Annotated in this window: 16 protein-coding genes; 1 reads left to right on the forward strand and 15 read right to left on the reverse strand. The window is 73.2% G+C overall.

What is annotated here, in order from left to right; genetic code table 11:
• The 10 genes from ACGFWJ_RS04370 to ACGFWJ_RS04415 form a co-directional block, all read right to left on the reverse strand.
• Positions 1 to 487 (reverse strand): hypothetical protein (locus ACGFWJ_RS04370; RefSeq protein WP_392945087.1); only part of this gene is annotated, 487 nt, incomplete at its 3' end.
• Positions 488 to 540: 53 nt separating this feature from the next.
• Positions 541 to 2,496 carry a hypothetical protein gene (locus ACGFWJ_RS04375; protein ID WP_392945089.1) on the reverse strand — a complete coding sequence of 652 codons (1,956 nt, stop codon included), beginning with the start codon at positions 2,494 to 2,496 and terminating at the stop codon, positions 541 to 543.
• 80 nt (positions 2,497 to 2,576) lie between these two features.
• On the reverse strand, positions 2,577 to 3,134 hold the full coding sequence (locus tag ACGFWJ_RS04380) for a WXG100 family type VII secretion target (RefSeq protein WP_392945092.1): 558 nt from the start codon (positions 3,132 to 3,134) through the stop codon (positions 2,577 to 2,579).
• A gap of 244 nt (positions 3,135 to 3,378) precedes the next feature.
• Complete coding sequence (locus tag ACGFWJ_RS04385) at positions 3,379 to 6,165, reverse strand: BTAD domain-containing putative transcriptional regulator (RefSeq protein ID WP_392945094.1); 2,787 nt, start codon at positions 6,163 to 6,165, stop codon at positions 3,379 to 3,381.
• A 95-nt stretch (positions 6,166 to 6,260) separates the two neighbouring features.
• A complete protein-coding gene (locus ACGFWJ_RS04390) occupies positions 6,261 to 8,411 on the reverse strand; it encodes a PQQ-binding-like beta-propeller repeat protein (protein ID WP_392945097.1) in 2,151 nt (716 codons plus the stop codon).
• A 52-nt stretch (positions 8,412 to 8,463) separates the two neighbouring features.
• The gene (locus ACGFWJ_RS04395; protein ID WP_387859276.1) at positions 8,464 to 9,027 is read right to left on the reverse strand and encodes a GNAT family N-acetyltransferase; all 564 of its coding nucleotides are present in this window, start codon (positions 9,025 to 9,027) and stop codon (positions 8,464 to 8,466) included.
• Between the two features lie 246 nt (positions 9,028 to 9,273).
• Positions 9,274 to 10,167: a LysR family transcriptional regulator gene (locus ACGFWJ_RS04400; RefSeq protein WP_392945100.1), complete on the reverse strand. Its 894-nt coding sequence runs from the start codon at positions 10,165 to 10,167 to the stop codon at positions 9,274 to 9,276.
• Positions 10,168 to 10,184: 17 nt separating this feature from the next.
• Positions 10,185 to 10,877, reverse strand: coding sequence for a hypothetical protein (locus tag ACGFWJ_RS04405; RefSeq protein WP_392945102.1), 693 nt, complete (start codon positions 10,875 to 10,877; stop codon positions 10,185 to 10,187).
• Between the two features lie 104 nt (positions 10,878 to 10,981).
• Positions 10,982 to 11,701 (reverse strand): hypothetical protein, encoded by a 720-nt coding sequence (locus tag ACGFWJ_RS04410; protein WP_392945104.1) that lies wholly within the window; start codon positions 11,699 to 11,701, stop codon positions 10,982 to 10,984.
• Positions 11,698 to 12,216: a sigma-70 family RNA polymerase sigma factor gene (locus ACGFWJ_RS04415; RefSeq protein ID WP_392945106.1), complete on the reverse strand. Its 519-nt coding sequence runs from the start codon at positions 12,214 to 12,216 to the stop codon at positions 11,698 to 11,700. The genes ACGFWJ_RS04410 and ACGFWJ_RS04415 overlap by 4 nt, the downstream gene beginning before the upstream one ends.
• Before the next feature lie 185 nt (positions 12,217 to 12,401).
• Here ACGFWJ_RS04415 and ACGFWJ_RS04420 point away from each other — a divergent pair, with 185 nt between their 5' ends.
• A complete protein-coding gene (locus ACGFWJ_RS04420) occupies positions 12,402 to 13,409 on the forward strand; it encodes an NADP-dependent oxidoreductase (RefSeq protein WP_392945109.1) in 1,008 nt (335 codons plus the stop codon).
• A gap of 3 nt (positions 13,410 to 13,412) precedes the next feature.
• On the opposite strand, the gene ACGFWJ_RS04425 is transcribed toward ACGFWJ_RS04420, so the two are convergent.
• The 5 genes from ACGFWJ_RS04425 to ACGFWJ_RS04445 form a co-directional block, all read right to left on the reverse strand.
• On the reverse strand, positions 13,413 to 15,563 hold the full coding sequence (locus tag ACGFWJ_RS04425) for a DEAD/DEAH box helicase (RefSeq protein WP_392945474.1): 2,151 nt from the start codon (positions 15,561 to 15,563) through the stop codon (positions 13,413 to 13,415).
• Between the two features lie 94 nt (positions 15,564 to 15,657).
• Complete coding sequence (locus tag ACGFWJ_RS04430; RefSeq protein WP_392945111.1) at positions 15,658 to 15,879, reverse strand: hypothetical protein; 222 nt, start codon at positions 15,877 to 15,879, stop codon at positions 15,658 to 15,660.
• A 238-nt stretch (positions 15,880 to 16,117) separates the two neighbouring features.
• Positions 16,118 to 16,261: a hypothetical protein gene (locus tag ACGFWJ_RS04435; protein ID WP_392945114.1), complete on the reverse strand. Its 144-nt coding sequence runs from the start codon at positions 16,259 to 16,261 to the stop codon at positions 16,118 to 16,120.
• A 53-nt stretch (positions 16,262 to 16,314) separates the two neighbouring features.
• On the reverse strand, positions 16,315 to 18,411 hold the full coding sequence (gene ligA / locus ACGFWJ_RS04440) for an NAD-dependent DNA ligase LigA (RefSeq protein ID WP_392945116.1): 2,097 nt from the start codon (positions 18,409 to 18,411) through the stop codon (positions 16,315 to 16,317).
• Positions 18,412 to 18,464: 53 nt separating this feature from the next.
• Positions 18,465 to 19,862: a D-arabinono-1,4-lactone oxidase gene (locus tag ACGFWJ_RS04445; protein WP_392945118.1), complete on the reverse strand. Its 1,398-nt coding sequence runs from the start codon at positions 19,860 to 19,862 to the stop codon at positions 18,465 to 18,467.
• Positions 19,863 to 19,972: the final 110 nt, after the last annotated feature.

Here is a 19,972-nt window from a genome sequence, read left to right on the forward strand (position 1 = left end):
TCCCCATCTCGGCAGGCATCGAAGGCATCGCCTCATGCAAAGGCACACCCTCCGACGACTTCAACCGCGCGGTCTCCATCGGCTCGCCAACGGCGGTCCCGACCCGGAACGCGGGCGTCACATCCGGCTCGAACCGCCCAACGTGCGCCGCCTCCGTGAACGGCCCACCGCCCTCGATCCGCTGCGCAGGCATCACATCCGACTCGAACCGCCCCACATGCGCGGCCTCCGTGAACGGCCCGCCCCCCTCAACACGCTGCGCAGGCATCACATCCGATTCGAACCGCCCCACATGCGCGGCCTCCGTAAACGGCCCGCCCCCCTCAACACGCTGCGCAGGCATCACATCCGGCTCAACCCAGCCCACCCGCGCGGCTTCGCCGAACGTCGGCGCCTCCACGCCGATCCGCTCACCTTCCGGAATGCGCATGGTGTGCGCGGGTTCGACGCCGGGGTCGATCGCGAACCAGGGCACGTCGTTGCTCATGGGGGGTTCCTTAGTGAGTACGGATCAGCGCGGGGGTAGCGGGGCGGCGGCGGTCAGTCCGCGGGGGCGGCCAGGCGGGTGAGTGCGGCGCGCAGGAACGGGCTGGGAACCTGGTAGCCACCCTCCTCCCGGATCGGAGTCGGCTTGGCGGCTGCCGCAGGAGCCGCCGCGCTCACCGGAGTTGCGGGGGTGGCCGGCGTGGCCACCGCCTCCGCGGCCTCGCCGTGTCCGCGCCGCGCGGCGACGCTGCGGGCCCGATCCAGGTACTCGGCGTCCCCGCCCGCCTTCGACTCACCGGACGAGCTGGACGACCCGGACGACCCAGCCGACCCGGACGACCCGGACGCCTTCGACTCCCCGCGCGCCTCGGCCGCGACACTCTCCTGAGCCGGCGTCACCGCCTCCCCCGCGACGGGAGTCGCCGCCTCGCCGTCGGCAGTGACGGTGGCACCCAGCAGCACGCCCGCGAGCTGGTTGAGGACGGCCTGCTCGCTGGCGGGGGCCGCCGCGGCTTCGGCGGCTGCCACGGGCTCGGGCTCGGGCGCCGTGAGGACGCCCTCGGCGCGGGCGTCGTCGAGCCAACGGCGGCGGGCGCGCTGCCAGTTGCGGTCGCGGGGGTCGACCTCGCCGGCCTGGCCGAGGATGCCGCTGTCGTGCAGCAGTGCCTCTTCTTCCTCGCCCTCCGGTCCGAACCGGCTGGGGCCGAGGAAGCGGTTGGCGCCCTTCTTCTCGCCCTTGCCGCCCCGTCCGGCGCCGCCCATGCCGCCGCCGTGGGCGCCGCCCGCGCCACCGGCGGCGGCACCGGCACCGCGCGCACCGGCGCCGGCACCACGTCCACCGGCCGCACCGCCGCCTCGCATGCCGCCACCGCCGGCACCACCGGCGCCCGCGCCGGCCAGCGCGCCGCCGGCCCGGCCCATCGCGCCCATCGCGTTGCCGAAGGCGCTCGCGCCGCCGGCGCCGCCGAAGCCGCCACCGCCGAGCCCGGCGCCGCCGAGTCCGCCGCCGCCCGCGCCGCCGAACGCGGAGAGTCCGGCGCTGCCGACGCCGCCGAGCCCGGAGTGGCCGATGCCGAGGCCGGGGCCGCCGGAGCCGATGTCGCCGAGGCCGGCCAGGTTGAGCGAGCCCTTCGGGCTGACCGGGAGGGGCGTGAAGGTCGGCGGGTGTCCGCCGCTGGTCAGGTCCGGCACGTGGCCGGGCGGCGGCGGCGAGAACGGCTTCAGGATGCTGGGCGTCTTGGCGCCGCCGTGGCCGCCCGCACCACCACCGCCGCCACCGGCACCGCCGCCCGCGCCGCCGCCCTTGCCGCCGGCCCCGTCACCCGCACCGTCACCCGCACCGCCGCCGGCACCGCCGCCGCCGATCCCGTCCGGTCCGGCGCCCGCGCTGTCGATGCCGAGGCCCGAGCCGCCTCCGGCGCCCGCGCCGCCGCCGCCACCGCCACCGCCGTTGAGGGTGCAGGTCTTGCCGATGCCGTTCATGTCGGCGATCTGGTTGGCGTTGTTGCGCAGGATGCCGTCGACCTGGTTGCTGACGCCGCTGACGTACTGGTGGTACAGGCTGGCGGCCTGCTTGACGCCCTCGGAGTTGGCGATGTCGTCGTGCTTGCCCGCCGGGTTCTGCGCCATGTACGTCTTGGCGTAGTCGAGTTCCCGGATCATCTCGTTCTTGGTGTCGATCACCGCCTGGTGCGCGCCGTGCAGGCCGCTGGCGATGTCGGTTCCGGCCTTGACGGTGGTGGCGACGTGCGAGGCGTCGCCGCCCGCGAACTTCTGCAGGTACGACTGGAAGCTGTCGGCGGCGTCGCCGGACATGCAGGACATGGCGCGCTGGGCGGCGTTGGCGATGCCGCGGATGTGCGTGTCCGCGACCTGGTTCCACTTGTCCCAGGCGGCGGCGAGGTCGCCGATCAGGTCCTCATTGCCGTCGGGGAACGAGATGTCCTTGCCGTTCTCGTTCTTCTGCACGGTCTTGAGCACTTCGGCGAGGTCGGCCGGCAGCTCGATCATGGCGGGAAGCTCTCTCGGATGGTGGGTGCGTCGGCGGCTGACACCGGATCAGCCGCCGTGGTGCGGGTGTGCGGTGTGGGTCAGATCAGGTTGCGGCCGCCGCCGACCGGACCGTGCGGTTCCGGCGGGGGCTTGGGCTTGTTGTAGTCCAGCGACGGCCCGTCCTGGGTGTGGTAACCCCCGTTGTCCGGCGGCGGCACCGGCGCGGGTGCGGGCGCAGGCGTGGGCGCAGGCGCAGGCGTGGGCGTGGGGGACGGGGCCACGGCCGGGGTGAGCGGCGCGAGCGGGGTACCGTCGCCGGCGCTGATCCGGCTGAGCGCGGAGGCGTGCTCCTCGTCGTTGGCCTGGTGCCGGGCGGCCATGGTCTGCAGGTTGGTGCCCATCGCGGTGGCGTTGCTGAGCAGCAGCTTGATGCCCGCCAGCACGTCCTTCTGGTGCTTGTTGAAGCCGCCGACCGAAGAGCCGCCGCCGGTCAGCGACTTGCCCAGCAGGTCGGTCCCGTACACGGAGTCCTCGACCATGTTGATGTGGGCTTCCAGCTGGGCGAACGGCCCTTGCATTTCCTCCAGCAGCGCTGCGATCGTCTTGGCTGCCGCCTGGACCTCGTCCAGGTCGATGTTCACGCCGTCACCGGCCATCCGTCCCGCCCTCTCCCGATGTCTGCTCCCCGACGGTGCGGGCCGGTAAAAGGGGCGTTGCATGGAGGCCGGGGGCGACCGGGCGAGCGAGGGGCCGTACGCGGTGCCACGGGCAGTCCCGCGCACCCGCGGCTACCGCACGGAATCATCCTTGCGGTAGCCGTTTGCCTTCGGCTTGCGCTTCACTAACGCGCCGGTTTCCGGCGATTCACTAACGCGCCGGTTTCCGGCTCCCACCAGGGGCTTACGACAGCCCCAGCTGCTCTGCTCGCCGCCGGTGCGCGGTGGCGGCGTTGGCCAGTCCGGCGGCGTCCTCGGCGGCGGCGAGCGCGCCGAGGACCTCGGCGGTGGCCTCGTCGTGGCCGATCTGCTCGGCCTCGGCGAGGGCCGCGTTCAGCCGGCTGCGGGCCGCGGCGTGGCGGCCGAGCGCGGACAGCCCCTCGCCGCAGGCGGTGTGCAGCAGGACCCGGCGCGAGGACGGAATCTGATCCGCCGTCAACTCCAGTCCGAACAGCGCCTGTTCGATCGCGTGCGCGGGACGTCCGGTGACCAGCAGGTGGCGGGCCAGGTGCTGGAGGGCGAGGGTGACGGTGTGGGTGTGGCCGATGGCGAGGGCGATCTCCAGGGCCTGGGTGAGGTTGTTGCCGGCCGTGGTGGTGTCGCCGAGTTCGGACTGGACGGCGGCCAGGTTGACCAGTGCGACGGCCCGGCCGACCTGGTTGCCGGCCCGGGCGGCGAGTTCGGCGGCCGGGGTCAGGCAGGTGACGGCCTCGGACAGCCGCCGGTTGGAGACCAGCACCCAGCCGAGCATGGCCCGCACCTGGCTCTCGCCGTCCGCGTCGCCGCACTCCAGGGTGGTGTCCAGGGCGTGTTCCAGCTGGGACACCCAGCCGTCCCGCAGACGGCGCAGGATCAGCGGCCACTGGGTGAGGACGAGTCGCCAGACCCGTTCCGGCGAGGCGGTGGCGATCACCTGGGCGAGTGTTTCGCGGTGCGCGCCGAGCCAGCGGATGGCGTCCTCGCCGCTGTCGAACTCCGCGACGGCGCGCGGCCGGTGGCTGCCCACCGGGGGTTCGCAGCAGGGCTTGCTGCCGGGTTCGGCGGCCTGGGCGGCGGCCAGGCCGGTGTACAGGTACTGGTCGGCGAGCCGTTCCCGGGCGAGGCGCTGTTCGGCGGGGTGGGTGCGGCTGCTCAGCTCGCGGGCGTACAGCCAGACCAGGTCGTGCAGGGTGTAGCGGCCGCCGTCGGTCTCGGTGATCAGGTGGGTGGCGGCCAGCTGGTCGAGGGCCTCGGCGGCGGCCGACGGGTCCAGGTCGCCGAGCGCGGCGGCGGTGTGGGCGTCGATCACCGGGCCGGGGTGGAAGCCCAGAGTGCGGAACAACTGGGCGGTGACGGGCGGGAGTTGCTCGTAGGAGATGCGCAGCGCGCTGGCCACGCTGATCTCCTCGGCGGCGAGGTGGCCGAGCCGGCGCTGTTCATGGCGGAGTTGTTCGGTGATCGCGGCTAGGCCGCGGCGCGGGTCGGCGGCGATCTTGGCGGCGGCGATCCGCAGGGCCAGCGGCAGGCCGTCGCAGAGCCGGGCGAGTTCGCGGGCGGCCTCGGGTTCGGCGGCGATCCGGGCCGGGCCGAGCACCCGGGCGAGCAGCGCCGTGGACTCCTCGGGGCCGAGCACGGCGAGCGGCAGCGGGCGGGCGAGTTCGGCGGCGACCAGGCCGAGCATCCGGTGGCGGCTGGTGACGACGGCGACGGAGTCGGCGCCGGCCGGCAGCAGCGGCCGGACCTGGGCGGTGTCGCGGGCGTTGTCGACCATCACCAGCAGTCGGCGGCCGGTGGTGATCCGCCGGTAGAGGGCGGCGCGGGCGGTGGTGCCGGCCGGCAGGTCCTCGCGGGCGACGCCGAGTGCGGCGAGGAATTCGGCGATCACCTCGTCGAGGTCGCGGCCGGGGCGGTCGCTGAAGCCGCCGAGGTCGGCGAAGAGCAGGCCGTCGGGGAAGCGTCCGGCGTTGCGGTGCGCCCAGTGCAGGGCGAGGGCGGTCTTGCCGACCCCGGCCGGTCCGGTGATCAGCGCGATCGCGCCGTCCGGTCCGCTGCGTACCGCGTCGGCGAGGGTGGCGAGTTCGGCGTCGCGGCCGTGGAAGCCGCGCGGGGCGCGCGGCAGCAGGTCGATGGCGGGGAGGTTCTCGATCGCGGGCGGTCCGGCGGGCGAGGGCACCTTCCATTCGACTTCCGCCATTACCACGGGAGTTGACGGAACAACCCGGGCCGGGGCCGGAGCCGGGGGCTCGGTGGGTTCGCCACGCAGGATCCGCTCGTACGCGGCGTTCAGCGCCCGCCCGGGGTCGACGCCGAGCCGGTCGGCGAGCGATTCGCGGGTGCGGTGGTACCAGTCGAGCGCGTCGCACTGCCGTCCGGCCTTGAACAGCGCCAGCATCAGCGCGGAGACCAGCGATTCGCGCAGCGGGTGGGCGACCGTTTCGGCGCGCAGCAGTTCGGCGGCCCGGGCGGGGTCGCCGAGCCGCTGGTAGTGGTCGGCGAGGGATTCGACGGCGGCGAGCCGGTTCTCCTCCAGGGTCTGCCGCCAGGCCTCCAGCGGGGGGCTGGCGACGGTGCCGGTGAGGGCGGGTCCGCGCCACAGGGCGAGCGCGTGCTCCAGCGCGTCGACCACGTCCACCGAGCGTGCCTCGACCCGGGCGGCGGCCACCAGGGTGTCGAACTGCTCGACGTCCAGGCGTCCTTCGGGCAGGTGCAGGGTGTAGGCGTCGCCGGCGGTGGCGAGTTGGACGCCCTGGCCGGTGGCGCCCTGCTCGGTGAGCAGGGCGCGCAGCCGGGATATGTGGCTCTGCACCACGGTGCGGGCGTTGGCGGGGGGTTCGGCGATCCACAGCGCCTCGGTGAGCTGGGCGACCGAGACCGCCCGGTTGCGGCGCAGCAGCAGCAGGGCGAGCACGCTGCGCCGCTTCTCCGGTCCGAGTCGCAGTTCGCCGCCTTCGGCGTCATCCGCCGAAACGGCCCCGAGCAGCCGGAACTTCACCGCAGTAACCCCCAACTCCCCCCGAGTCGTGTCCGGTGAGGGAGGCTACCGGGTCGTTATCCGGTACACCCAATCAGGGCCGTCCGGACGGGCCGTCAGAGGGTCATCGCACCGGCCGGGGTGACGATCCGCAGGCCCGCCTCGTCGAGTTCGATGGCCAGCGGAGTGCCGTCCAGCGCGGCTTCGTTGAGCAGGGTGGCGCTGCTCAGGTGCCACAGCCGCAGGGTGCCGGCGGCGTCTCCGGCGGCGAGCAGTGCCTCGCCGTCGAGCTCGCGGCCGACCACGGCGCGGACGGCGGCGCCGCCGCCGGTCAGCAGGGCGATGCGCTGGCCGCTCTGGACGTCCCAGACCAGCACGTTGCCGTCGGAGGTGCCGGCGATCAGCGTGGGGCGGTCGCCGATCTCGGTGAAGGACAGCACCTCGGCGGGCCGGGTGAGGCCTTCGCAGACCGGTCCGGCGGCGCCGCTGCCGGCGTGCCACATCCGGACCTTGAGGTCCTCGCCGGCGGTGGCGAGGATCGGCTGCCCGCCGGCGACGACGGCGGCCAGCGCGGTGATCGGTCCGTGGCCGGTGGCGAAGCGCCGGCTGTCGTCGCCGGTGGCGGCGGCGCGGACGGCGATCACGCCGTCGCGGCCGGCCGAGGCCAGCAGCGGCTGGTCGCCGGTGGTGAAGGCGAGTCCGGTGACGGCGCCGGCGTGCGGGACGGGCAGCGGGTTGGCGGTGCCGTCGGCGAGGCGGTGGCTGCGGACGGCGCCGGCGGTGGTGCCGCAGACCAGCAGCGGGCCGTCGGGGCCGTCGGCGGTCAGGTCGAGGGTGTGCACGGGGCCGCCGTCGGCCGCCAGGTCGAGGAGCTGGCTGCCCGTCGGGGCGTCCCAGACGAGGAGCGTGCCGTCGCCGAAGCCTGCGGCGAGGACGGGGCGGCCGCCCAGGGCGCCGGTGGCGAGCGCGGTGAGCGGGCTGCCGGGGCGCCCGGCGGGGGCGACGGTGCGGGCGGCGCCGGTGGCGGCGTCCCAGGCGGTGATCCGGCCGGTCTCGTCGCCGGTGAACAGGACGCCGTCGGTGGCGGCCAGCGCGGTGAGCCAGCTGCCGGCGGGCCAGCCGTGCAGCGGGCGGCCGTCGTACACGTCCCAGGTGCGCACGGTGCCGTCGAGGGCGCAGGAGGCGAGTACGGGGCGCTCGTCGAGGGTGGTGAAGGCGAGGCCGGTGACGGTGCCGGTGTGGCCGGCGAGTTCGGCGACCAGCTGGCCGGTGGCGAGGTCCCAGACCCGGACGGTGCGGTCGTGGCCGCCGGTGGCGAGCACGGCCTGGTCGTCCACGGTGAGGACGGCCATCGAGCGGACCTCGCCGCGGTGGCCGACGAGCAGGTGCAGCTGCTCGCCGGTGCCGGCGTCCCAGACCCGCACGGTGCCGTCGGCGGCGGCCGCGGCCAGCAGGTCGATGCCGGCGCAGTGCGCGGCGCGCAGCACGGTGGCGCCGTGGCCGCCGGTGGGCAGGTTGCCGAGGACGCGGCCGTCGTCGGCGCGCACGGCGCGCAGGTCGCCGCCCTGGCCGGCCGAGAACGCCACCGGGATGCCCCGGCAGATCAGCGCGGCCACGGCCTGGGCGCCTTCGCCGCCGGTGGAGCCGTGCACGACCTGGCCGGTGGTGGCGTCCCACACCTGCACCGAGCCGTCGCCGCCGCCGACGGCGAACAGCGAGCGGCCGCCGGCCTCGCCGAGGGCGACGGCGGACGGGGCGAGGCCGGCGTCGGAGTCGGAGCCGCCGAGCGAGGCGGCGTCGTCGAGGGCGGTCAGGCCGAACGAGCCGTCCTCCTCGACCAGGGCGTACGCGGCCCGGCCGCCGACGGTGCCGACGGCGGCGGCGCTGCGGGCGCCGTGCGCGGCCGGGTGGCCGAGGGCGACCGCGCCGGGCAGCGCGGCGGGTTCGCCGGGCTCGCCGAACGCCTGGGCCAGCAGGGTCGCGAACGGGGCGACGGCGGCGGGCACCGGCGCGTCGGTGCCGTCGGCCCACTGCCGGTCCTGACGGCCGTTCAGTCCGGCCACGGTGAGCCGGCGGCCGGCCGTCGGGGCGGCGGCGCCGGGCACCGGCGCGGGGGCCTCGCCGAGCGCGGACAGCACCCGGACGATCAGCGCGGCGTCCACCCGTCCGGTGCGCTCCTGCCCGTCCCGGGTGGCGCGGAACCCGTCGGCGGTGATCAGCAGCTCGCCGAGCGCGCTGTCCTCCAGCCGGAGGCTGCTTTCTGACATGTCGTCACTCCTGGTTCAGGTGCGGGGAGTTTCCTGGTGGTGTCCCCGAGGGTCAGCAGAGGTCTTCCGGTACGAGGGTCGCGTACACGGCGTCGTGCAGTCGCTGGGTGCGTGAGCTGCGGAACAGCGCGGGGCGGTAGCCGGCCCGGCGGAAGCCGATCGCGGCGCCCGTCACCTGGCTGGGCATGTTGTCGGCGGCGGCGAACGCGTCGATCCGGCGCAGGCCCAGCCGTTCGAACCCGAACCGGCACACCAGCCGCATCGCGCTCTTCGCGGTCCGCAGCCGGCGGTGTTCGGGCAGCAGCCAGACGGTCATCTCGGCGCTGTCCTGATCCGCGTCGAGGTTCACCAACTCGGCCCAGCCGACGGCTCCTCCGGCTTCCTCGACGGTGAAGTAGGCGGCCCGTCCGGTCTCCCAGAGCATCGGCGGGATCTCGGTCAGCCAGCGCTCGGCGGCGGCCAGGTCCCGGTGCGGGATCACCGCCTGGAGGAATTCGCGCACCAGCGGGTCGTGGGTGCCGCGGTGCACCAGTGCGGCGTCCGCGGGCAGCGGCCTGCGCAGCACCACGTCGCCGTCCGTCAGCGGATCGTCCCGCACCTCGGCGAGCGCTCTCATGGCCACCCCCGTCGCCTCACCGGGCCGCCCGGCAGCTGCCCCGGCGTACCCTCCCCCGCCTATCGACCACGCGTCAAGTCAACCATATTCCACGGTTGTTCCTGCACGTCAGCGGGACGTTAGTGGGACGTGAGCACGCCCCGGCAGACTCATTTGCGGGGTTCGTCACTCCAGTCCCGCCGCCCACCCGGCCCACCTCTCTCCCGGGCCGGGCGCCCCCGCTACGGGCGGCGGGACGCCCCCCTTCTACCTGCGCACCGCGCTCGCGCCCGCGGGCAGTGGGGCGGCGCGCAACTCCCGCACCACCGCCCGCACGGCGGCCGTCCGGGCCAGCTCGGGGGTGGTGACGTAGCCGACCTCCCGGGACGGACGCTCCGCGCCGAGATCGGTGACGGCAAGCCCGTCGGGCAGCCGGTCCAGGGTGAGCATCGGCATGATCGCCATCCCGAGGCCCTGCGCGGCGAGCGACAGCACCACGGTGTCGTCGGAGACGTTGATGGTCGCGGACGGGATCCAGTCCTGTCGGCGCCACCAATCGGCCGTGTACGAGCCGCAGTTCTCGTCCCAGTCAACCAGCGGAAGACTGCGCGGATCCGGATGCCCCTGCTGGTGGGCGAGCGCGTAGCCCTCCCGGTACAGCGGCACCGCGACCAGCCCCCGCGGAATCGCCGCACCCATCGTGGCCAGCGCCAGATCGGCCCGGCCGTCGGCGACCTCACCCGCGGTGCCCCGCCCCAAGTCCCGCACCACCCGCACCTCGGGCTCCAACTCCGGGCAACTGACCGCCAGCCGGGCCAGCACCGCCGGCAGCACCCGCCCCGCCGCACTCCGGAACGCGACGATCCGCACCGGCCCGCGCGGCCCGCCGGGCTCCCCCTGCCGCGCCTCCCCGGGCAGCGCCGCCAACAGCCGCAGAATCCGCCGGGCGTGCCCCACCACCCGTTCCCCCGCCGCCGTCGGCAACGCCCCGCGCCGCCCCCGCTCGAACAGCACCGCCCCCAACTTCCGCTCGCACCCCCGCACCGCGTGCGACACCGCCGACTGCGTCAGCCCCAGCCGCTCCCCCGCCGCCGTGAACCCACCGCTCTCGGCCACCGCCACCAACACCCGCAGCTCCTGCGGAAGAAGATCCTCTGCCACCTGCGCAGCGTACGGCGTCAGGGCCGGCGCCGACCCACCGCACCGACGCCGTACGCGGCCCCCGCCGCGAGGAGCAGCACGGCGGCCGGTATCGCCAGGTTCAGCAACTGCCGGATTCCCGCCGGGTCGCTGAACACATCGACCGGAACGCCGAGATCGTGCATCACGCCGAAGGAGTCGCGGGTGGCGAAGACGTAGGCCACGCCGCAGAATCCGACCGCGAACGCGAACAGCCCGGCACTGCGCTCGGCCACCGCCAGCGCGAGCAGCACGGGGGCGATCACCAGCAGCGGCGTGGCCCCGTTGAACACCATCAGCACCGGTGTCTCCGCCCAGGCCGACGGCGAACGAAAACCGTGCCAGTCCGCCCAGGTCAGGCCCGTCGTGGCCGCCGAGAGCAGCACCGCGACCAGCACCCCCACGACGGCCCGCCGCCCCTCGCCCGCCCGCCGGTACCACCACCCGAGCGCGCAGCTGCCGATCACCAACGCGGCCAGCCAGTACAGCTGGACCCCTCCGGGATGCGCCAGGTCGTAGCTGCCCAGAACCCCCTCCGGCGACGAAACCGCTGCGACACACCCGAACCCCCCTTCCACCTCAGGCAGCTCCGGCCCGCAGAACCGACCCGGCGTCCGATAGAGCGGCAGGGACAGTGCGAGCAACACCCCGCACACCATCAACGCGAACCAGTACCGCCGCACCGCAGCCATCCCCGCCACCCCTCCCAGACCTCAACCGGACAGGCCTTGGACGCACCCGGGCGGGACCCGGTTCCGCGACGTCCCCCGGCCGCCGGACCGGGGGACGCCGCGCCTCAGCCGGCCAGCGGCGCCCGGGCGACCAGAAGCCGCTCCTTGCTGTCCGTCGACTCACCGATCGGCGAGATCAGCGTCAGCACCACCTCGTAGTCGCCCGGGTGCGCCCAGATCTGCGGCCAGGTCACGGACGGGCACAGTGCGTTCTGCTCGTGCAGCTTCAGGGCGAACGGCTCTCCCGCCCGGACCAGCCACATCTGGCCCCCGAGTGTCCCCTCCGTCTTCGGATCGCCCCGCCCGGTCAGCGTGAACCCGCCGCCGACGACGGCGCCGTTCTTGAGGTACAGCACCTCCAGGGCAGGGCCCGGATTCCCGCCCATGCCCACCATCCGTTCCGAGTTGAGCACGGCGTCGACGGCAGGCCCTGTCTCGTTGCTCACCCGCTGAACGGAACTCACCGACATCTCGAAGCCGTTGATCTTGGATCCCCCGCCCTCGGACTTCAGCGGTCGGCCGCACGTCTGACCCCACGCGGTGCCGGTCGGCGACGCGGACGCCGCCCCTGCTCCGCCCGCTCCGGGCGAGGCCACCGTCGGCCCCACCGGCCCCACCGTGGTGAAGACGGCGCCCGCCACCGCCAGGACGGCCCCGGCCGTCAGCGCCGAGCGGGTCCGGCGGCGTCGGCGGACCGCCCGCGTGAGCCGTTCGGTGTCCACCCGCAGCGGTCCGGCCAGGTCGGCCGCCTCGGGCAGGCCCCTTCGAAGGTCTTCCGGGTTCATGAGCTCACACCTTCCCCAAGTTCTCGACAAGCGTCCGTAAGTGCCACACCCAGCCGCTCCAGCGCGTCGCTGAGGTGTCGTTTGACCGTTCCTTCGCGGCGCCCGAGCCGCTCCGCGACCGCCGCCACCGGCAGGTCCTCGTAGTACCGGAGCACCACGCAGGCCCGCTGGGTCGGCGACAACGCGCCGAGCGCGACCACCAGTTGGAGCCGGTCCGCGAGCTGTTCGCTGCCGTCCGGGCCGACCGGATCCTCGGCCAGCTGCGGCACCAGCGCGCGGTAGCGCGCTCTGCGCCGGTACAGGTCCAGGTAGCGGTTGAGCATGGTGCGGCGGACGTACCCCTCGATCTCCCCGAGCCGCCAGGCGCGTCGCGGGCGGGCGAACACCCGCACCAGCGCCTCCTGGACCAGGTCCGCCGCCTCTGCCCGGTCTCCCGTCAACAGGAAGCCGTAGCGCTGCAGTTCGGCGCCCCGGGTCGCCACCAACTCGGTGAGTTGATCCGCCCATTCGGCCACGTTCCCCCCTCTCCTCGCCTCTCACCCGTCACCACGAACAGCGGGCGGGTTTCGTTGGGGGGCATCCAGGCATGAACGCCGCTCATGGATCGCGGGCTGCCATCAACGCCGGGCTCTGCCACGGCCGCACCGCCCGCCCTAGCGTTTCTCCTCGTCAACCCCGTTCATCTCTCGGAGCGTTCACCATGTCCAGCACCGCCACCCGCCACGCCCGGGCCGTCCACCTGCTCGCCCGTCCGACCGGGCTGCCCACCGCCGATCAGTTCGCCTTCGTGGACGACGAGCTGCCGCCGCTCACCGAGGGCAGCGCGCTGGTCGAGAACGCCTACCTGTCCGTGGACCCGTACATGCTCGGCATGATGGAGGAGGCCGACGGCGGCAACGAACTGAACGCCCCGATGGAGGGCCGGACGGTGGGCCGCGTGGTGGAGTCCCGCAGCGCCGCGCTCCCCGTCGGCACGGCAGTGCTCCACCGTCAGGGCTGGCGCACCCACGCCGTGGTGACCCGCGAGGAGGTGCGCGTCCTGCCCGATCTGCCGGGCGTCCCGCTCAGCGCGTTCCTGGGCGTCCTCGGCGGCACCGGCCTGTCCGCGTACGTCGGCCTCACCCGGATCGCCCACCTGGCCAACGGCGAGGACGTGTTCATCTCCGCGGCGGCCGGCGGCGTCGGCACCGCCGCCGGTCAGCTGGCCCGGCTGCTCGGCGCCCGCCGGGTGATCGGCTCGGCCGGCTCGCCCGCGAAGGTCGCCTTCCTCACCGAACAGCTCGGCTTCGACGCCGCGTTCGACTACCACGACGGCCCGGTCGCCGACCTGCTGACCGCCGCCGCCCCCGACGGCATCGACGTCTACCTCGACAACGTCGGCGTCGACCACCTGTCCGCCGCGATCAACTCGATGCGCGACTTCGGCCGGATCGCCTGGTGCGGCGCGATCGGCCAGTACCTCACCGAACCGCCCGCCGCCCCGCACAACCTGTTCGAACTGGTCGGCCGCAGCATCCGCTTGGAGGGCTTCCTGGTCCGCAACCACATGGACGCCCAGGAGGAGCTGTACGCTCTGCTCGGCCCGCACCTCGCCTCCGGCCGGGCCACCTCGCCCGAGACCGTGCTGGACGGCTTCGACCGCACCGTGGACGCCTTCCTCGGCGTGCTCACCGGCGCCAACACCGGAAAGATGCTGGTCCGGCTGTGACTCCTACTCCGCTGCCGCCAGCCGCAGTTGCTCGTCCTCCACGATCCTCACCGCCAGCGCGCGGTCCGAGACGTCCACCGCCTCGGGGGCCGACTCGGCGAGATCGCTGCGCCGCGCGTAGCTGTCGAACAACTCGGCCTTGCCGCGCAGCCGTTCGACCAGACCGCGGTCCAGGCTGTCGGTGGCGAGCAGCCGGTGCACCCGGACCCGGCGGATCTGACCCATCCGCTGGGCCCGGGCCACCGCCTGGTCCTCCAGCGTCGGCTTGAGCTGCGGTTCGCACAGCACCACCACGTTCGCCGCCTGCAGGTTCAGACCCAGCCCGCCCGCCTGGATCTGGCACAGCAGCACCGCATGGCCGTCCACGGCGGTGAACTCGTCCACCAACTCCTGCCGCGCCTCGGCGGCCATCGCCCCGGAGATCGTGCCGGCGACCACGTCCCCCAGCGCCTCCCCGACCGTGCCCAGCACCTCCCGGAAGTACGAGAACACCACCACCTTGTGCCCGCTCTCGGCCGCCTCCGCCACCAGCTCGCGCAACCGCCGCAACTTCGCCGAATGCGCGGGCTCCGCGTACGCGGCCCGCCGCATCGCCATGAAGTTGCCCTCCGCGACGGCCGCGGCGTACGCGGCCCGGTCCGGCCCGGACAGCTCGTCCCACTCGTCCACCCGCACCACGTCCGGCAGTTCGGTCAGCACGTCCTGCTGATTGCGCCGCAGGTACGCGGGCGCGACGGCCCGCCGGAACGCGACCGACCCCGCCACGCCCAGCCCCGTGGGCAGCTCCGCCAGCAACTCCGGCTGAAGATGACCGATCAGGGTGCGGAACTCCTCCACCCGGTTCTCCATCGGCGTGCCCGTCAGGAACAGCACACGCTCCGTCCGGCCCGCCCACTCCGCCACCAGCCGGGTGCGCAGCGCGGCCGGGTTCTTCACGAAGTGCGCCTCGTCCACCACCAGCGCGGCCACCGGGTCCTCGGGCAGCGTCCGCAGCGACTCGTACGTGGCCACCAGCACACCCCCCTCCGCCAGCCACTTTCCTCTGGCGTCCTCCCGCTCCGGACCGTGATACCGATAGGCACCCAACCTCGTCCGACTCGCCGTCTCCCGCTGCCAGTTGACCAGCACGGACGCCGGACACACCACCAGGAAGTGCCGCTCCCCCGCCGCCGCCAGATGCGCCAGCACGGCGAGCGCCTGCACGGTCTTCCCCAGACCCATCTCGTCGCCGATCATCACCCGCTTCCGGGCCAGCGCGAACCGCGCCCCGAACGCCTGGTAGCCACGCAACGAGACCGTGCAACCGGCATCGTCCAGCCGCTCCGCCCGCACCAACTCGGCCAGCGCGTCCGGCAGATGACCCTCGGAAGCGCCCCTCTCGACGCCACCGACCCTGCCCTCCTCCACCAACAGTGCCAGCTCGGCGTAGAACTCCGCGGCCCGGTGCTCGAACTCGACCCAGACCTCCACCTCCCCCGCCCCCGGCCGCAACAGATCGGCCCCCGCCTGCGCGAACCGCAGCGGCGCCCCGTCGGCCTCCGCCGCCCCGACCTTCTCCTCCAACAACTCGACCGCCCGCCGCGCCTCCTCCCGCCGCCCGGCCCCGGCCACCAGCCCCCTCACCCACCCGCACGCCGGCCCGGCCGCCCCCAACGGCGCCGCCAGCACCGCCTCCAACTCCCTCGCCTCGTCCGCCGCCCGCCGCGCCCCCGGCCCGGCCACCACCAGCCGGTGCAACGCGATCAGCAACTCCGTACTGTCCCCGTCCGGCCGCGCGGGATCGATCCGCACCGCCGTGCTCTGCTCCACCGCCTCCGCGATCTGCCGCGCCGCCCCCACCAGTTGCTGCGCCGTGGACCCCCCGATCCCGGGAATCCGCACCAACTCCTGCGCACTCGCCCCACACACCTGCGCAACCGTCCGGTACCCCGCCCCCGCCAGCACCCCGGTCTGCAACCGCCCCTCCGTCACCTCCTTCAACCGCTCAACCGGTATCCCCTCCAACTCCCCCCGCACCAGCCCCCAAAAAATCCGCCCATGCGCCTCCACCACGGCCCCCACCGCAGCCCCCCACGCCGCCACCACCCCCGCAGCAGCCCCCCGCAACCTCTCAGCCCGCCCCACAACCTCCCTGCTCCGCCGCCCACTTCCCACGAACCCCACGCCTCCTCATGCCCAACCCACCAACCGGGGCAATTCTGGCATCCCGAACCGTCACCCCCAGCTGGCCGGAAACCGTGCCCGGACGTCAGCCACCGAAGACAGTGTCAGGCGGCGTGAAGCCTCTGCCATCCCGCCCCCGACGTGCCGCCTCGGCCTCCCGTGCCAGGACGACTTCCATTGCAGGGGCCAGAATCGGACGCAGTTCGGCGATCAGTTCAGGTGGTGGTGGCGGCGCGGCCGCCACGCGGCGGTGGATGGCCGCAACTGTTTCCGCGCCGAGGATCTTGAGGCGCTCTTCCCTCATCATTTCGGGCTCCCGACTGCGAGTAACTTCCTGACGGACGAGCCTTCCGAGTCAAGCGGTTCAAGAGGCCTCATGGCGGCAAATGACCGAGACTTTTTCGCGTGAAGCCGCATGCCGCCAACTCCTGTTCACAGATGCCTCTGCACCGCTTCACTGAGCCGGTAGGAGGGCCCTCCCTGCTCTGTCAGCCGCCCCTGTGGAGCATCGCGATCAGGTCGCCAGCCATGGCGCGTGTCCCCAACTACCCTGCCAGGCCAAGGTCTTCGGGCCCGCGATCGAGCAGAGCCTGCCGGGCGCACTGCTGCTCGTCCGGGTCCAGCACCTGATGCTCGCCCGGGCCGGCGCGGACGGCGGCAACCGCCGCGTCTCCGACCAGATCCGTCACGTCCGGATCAACGAGCCAGGAACCTGTCCGTTTCGGGCCAATAGATCGACCGCTCACGTCAAATGCCCCGCGAGGCGCTGAGCGAGTTCCTCAGGTGTGATGGTTTCGATGCCCAGAGCCCTGGCCTTGTCGATCTTGCTGCCGGCGTTCTCTCCAGCGACGACGAGATGGGTGCGGGCCGAGACGCTTGAGGACGCGCGCCCCCCTGCCCTGGTGATCAATTCGGTCATCTCAGTGCGGGACCGGTCCGAGAGAGGCCCGGTCATCGCGCCGGTTACCACCACGGTCTTCCCGGCCAGCGGCAGCTCGCTCCCGTTCCGCTGGGAGGTCGACTCGGCTTTGGCATCTGCGGTAGCGGGCGGGACGAAACCAGGCTGGTCCATGTTCACGCCTGCAGCGACGAGCTTGTCGATGAGCGTTGAGAGGTCAGCCAGTTCCGCCACGATCACTGTGGCCTTCTCGCCGCCGATGCCGTCAACTTGCTCCAGGGCGACGGAATCGGCGTCTCGGATGGCCTGCATGGAGCCGAAGTGCGCGGCGATGCGCAGCGACATGGAGCGGCCGGTGCCCAGGACGCCGAGGGCGCAAAAGACCCGATTGAGGGGCTTGGTCTTTGCGGCCTCGATGGCGGCCATGAGGTTGTCGGCGCGCTTGTCTCCCATGCGGTCCAGGGTGAGCAACTGGTCGCGGGTGAGGGTGAACAGGTCGGCGAAGTCCTCGATCGATCCCTGGACGACGAGTTGAACGATGATCTTCTCGCCGATGCCGTCGATGTCGAGAGCGTCACGGGCGACGGCATACCGGATCGCCTCTGTCCGGCCGCAGGCGCGTCCCCGCTCACAGCGCCAGCGCTCCTGGCTGCGGTCGATGCTGGAGCCACAGCGCGGGCAGAGTTCGGGGAAGGCGATGGACTGCTCGCTGCCGGTACGGAGGCCGGCGACCGCGCCTTCGACGCGGGGGATGACTTCGCCGGCTCGGTAGACGACGACGTGGTCTCCGAGCATCAGGCCGCGGCGGGCGATGTCGGCCGGGTTGTGCAGGGTCGCGTAGGTGATGGTGGTGCCGGCAACGTCCACGGGGTCGAGGACGGCGCGCGGGGCGATCACGCCGGTGCGGCCCACGCTCCACTCCACGGCGCGCAGCACAGTGATCTTCTGGGCAGCCGGAAACTTGAAGGCGGTGGCCCAGTACGGGGTACGGGAGCCCATCCCGGCCCGGAACTGGTCGGCGGGGCTGTCGGCCTTGATCACGGCCCCGTCGAGTTCGAAGTCGAGCCCTTCCCGCAGGGCGGCAATCTCCCGTACCCGGTCCATGACCTGGTCCAGGGTCGTGCAGGCCATGGTGGCGACCGGGGTGTCGGCCGTGGTCCCCAGCCCAAGGGCGGCCAGGCGAGCGACGAGCTGGGTGTGGGTGAGCCCGGCGAGGGTGGGATCGCCGGTGTGCTCGGGGTCGGTCAGCGCGGCGTAGGCCAGGAAGGTCTGCCCAATCCGGTAGGCCCGGTCCTTGGCGCGCAGCGAGCCGGAGGAGGCGTTGCGACGGTTGGCGAAAGCCGTGGCGCCGTGCACGGTCCGTAGCGCGTTCGCAGCGGCGAACTGGGCCTCTGTCATGAGGACTTCGCCCCGCACCTCGATCGTGACGGGTCCGGTCAGGGTCATTGGCAGACCGGCGATGTCCCCAATGGCGTGGGACACGTCCTCCCCGGTCGTCCCGTCGCCCCGGGTGACCAGTTGAACCAACTGGCCGTCGCGGTAACGGGCGGCCAAGGCCACACCGTCGAGCTTGGGCTCCACCGCCCAACCTGCCACCGTCGCCCCGCCCAGCCGCCGCTCCAGCGAGACGGCCCATGCCGTCAGCTCCTCGTCCGAGAAGACGTTACCCAGGCTGAGCATCGGGACGTTGTGCTCGACATCTCCAGTGGTCACCCCTGCCGCGACCTGCCGGGACGGGGAGTCGGCAGCGATCTGCCCAGGGTGTGCGTCCTCCCAGGCGGCGATGCCGCGCAGCAGCCGGTCGTATGTCTCGTCGTCCAAGCCCGACTCGCCGGAGCCGTAGTAGGCATTGGCGGCCTTTCGCGCCTGTGCGACGCCTTCAAGGTAGGCAGCCTCGTCGGCAAAGTCGACAGCGGGTGCCGCTGCGGAAGGCTTCGTCATGCTGCCCATTCTGGGGACCGGCACCGACAGTACGGCGGTAGCGCTGGGGCGATTCACTGTTGGCGCCTTGCGGGTGCGACCGGGCAGGGTTCCGTCCGCTCGCTCGGCAGGCCGGAGCCTCCGGATGGCGCCGGTTCATCGGTCCGGGGGCGTGCCGGGGAGAGCCCGAGCGTTCGGTAAAAGGTGTCGTTCTCGAAGCGTCGGCGCGGGTCGAACCTGCGGACGGCGCGGCAGAACTCGGGGAAGCCGTCGGCGTTGGAGGCGGGCAGCAATTCCGGGGTGAAGTACTTGCCCCAGTGCGGCCTTCCGCCCAGCCCGTAGAGCAGGCGCTGGACGTCGTCGAACAGCGGGCGCGCGGCAGCGATCAACCCCTCGGCGGTCATGTAGGACACGAAGCCGAAGTACGTGGCCCGGGCTGCCCGCGCGGGACTCAGGTGGCCGCGGGCAGGGCCGGTAGTGCGCAGGATGACGGGGTAGTGCAGCTTGTACGGGGAGACGTGCAGGAGTTCCTTGAGGCCGGCGTACGCCTTGGGCACGGCGTCCAGCGGGACGGCGATCTCCATGTTCAGCTGCGGGGCCGGGATGCCGTTCTTGAAGATCTCGTGGAACGTCCCCTTGGAGTCGGTCGCGCCGAGGAACTTCTCCAGCGTCTGTGCGGCCGGTGTCGGGCCCTGGCCGTCGCCGATGTCGGCCATCAACTGACGGCGGGTGCGTGCCACGATGCGGTCCAGGTCGGCTGGACCTTGGGCAGCGGAGTCCGTGGGCGTCCAGCTGTCGTCGTGGGTGAGCCAGGTATGCACGACCTGGTGCTCGGTGAACCACCAGCTCTTGGCAGCTGCGGATTCGCGGTTCCAGGCGGCGTAGCGCTCGGGCAGGCTGTCCTCGGCGGCGGTGAAACGGGTGCAGAGCCACTTGTTTGCCGGTCGGCCGCGCAGTTCCAGGCCGACGACCACGCCGAGGCACCCGAGGTTGAGGATGGCAGCGTCGAAGTCGGCGTCACTGGGGGTGAGCTGGTGCAGGGTGCCCGTGCCGTCCATGAGCTCGATGGCTGCCACGCAGTCGGAGAAGGTACCGCCGGACAGACCCTGCGCGTGGGTGCCGGTGGCGAGGGCGCCAGCGACCGTCTGCCTCGTGATCACGGGCGGGCAGGCAGCCGGTTCCAGTCCGTGGCTGTCGAACGCCCGCCACACGTCTTCGAGCAGCGTGTCTCCGGTGACGTAGAGGTGCTCGCCCCGCAGCCGACCGGCCCCGCGACCGGGGAGGTCCAGGAGGATGCCGTGAGTCCCGTCCGGGCACCGCAGCTGGGCCGGGTAGGTGAACCTGGACCCGAGGACGCGCACTGTTCCTTCCTCGCGCGTCAGCATCGACTCCAGCTGTTCCAGGGACGTGATGCGCGTCCAGCCGTCGCGGGCGGCGATGGTGACGTTGCCGCCCCAGTTGGTGAGAGTCATAGGAGAAGTCCTCAGTGGTCTCGGTCGGCACCGAGGGGCGGACAGCGTCCGCCGTGTCCCGGTGCCGGGATGCCTCTGCTCGAACTCGCCGTCGTACCCCCGCGGCCGTG

The organism is Kitasatospora sp. NPDC048407 (assembly GCF_043200475.1).
Taxonomy (GTDB): domain Bacteria; phylum Actinomycetota; class Actinomycetes; order Streptomycetales; family Streptomycetaceae; genus Kitasatospora.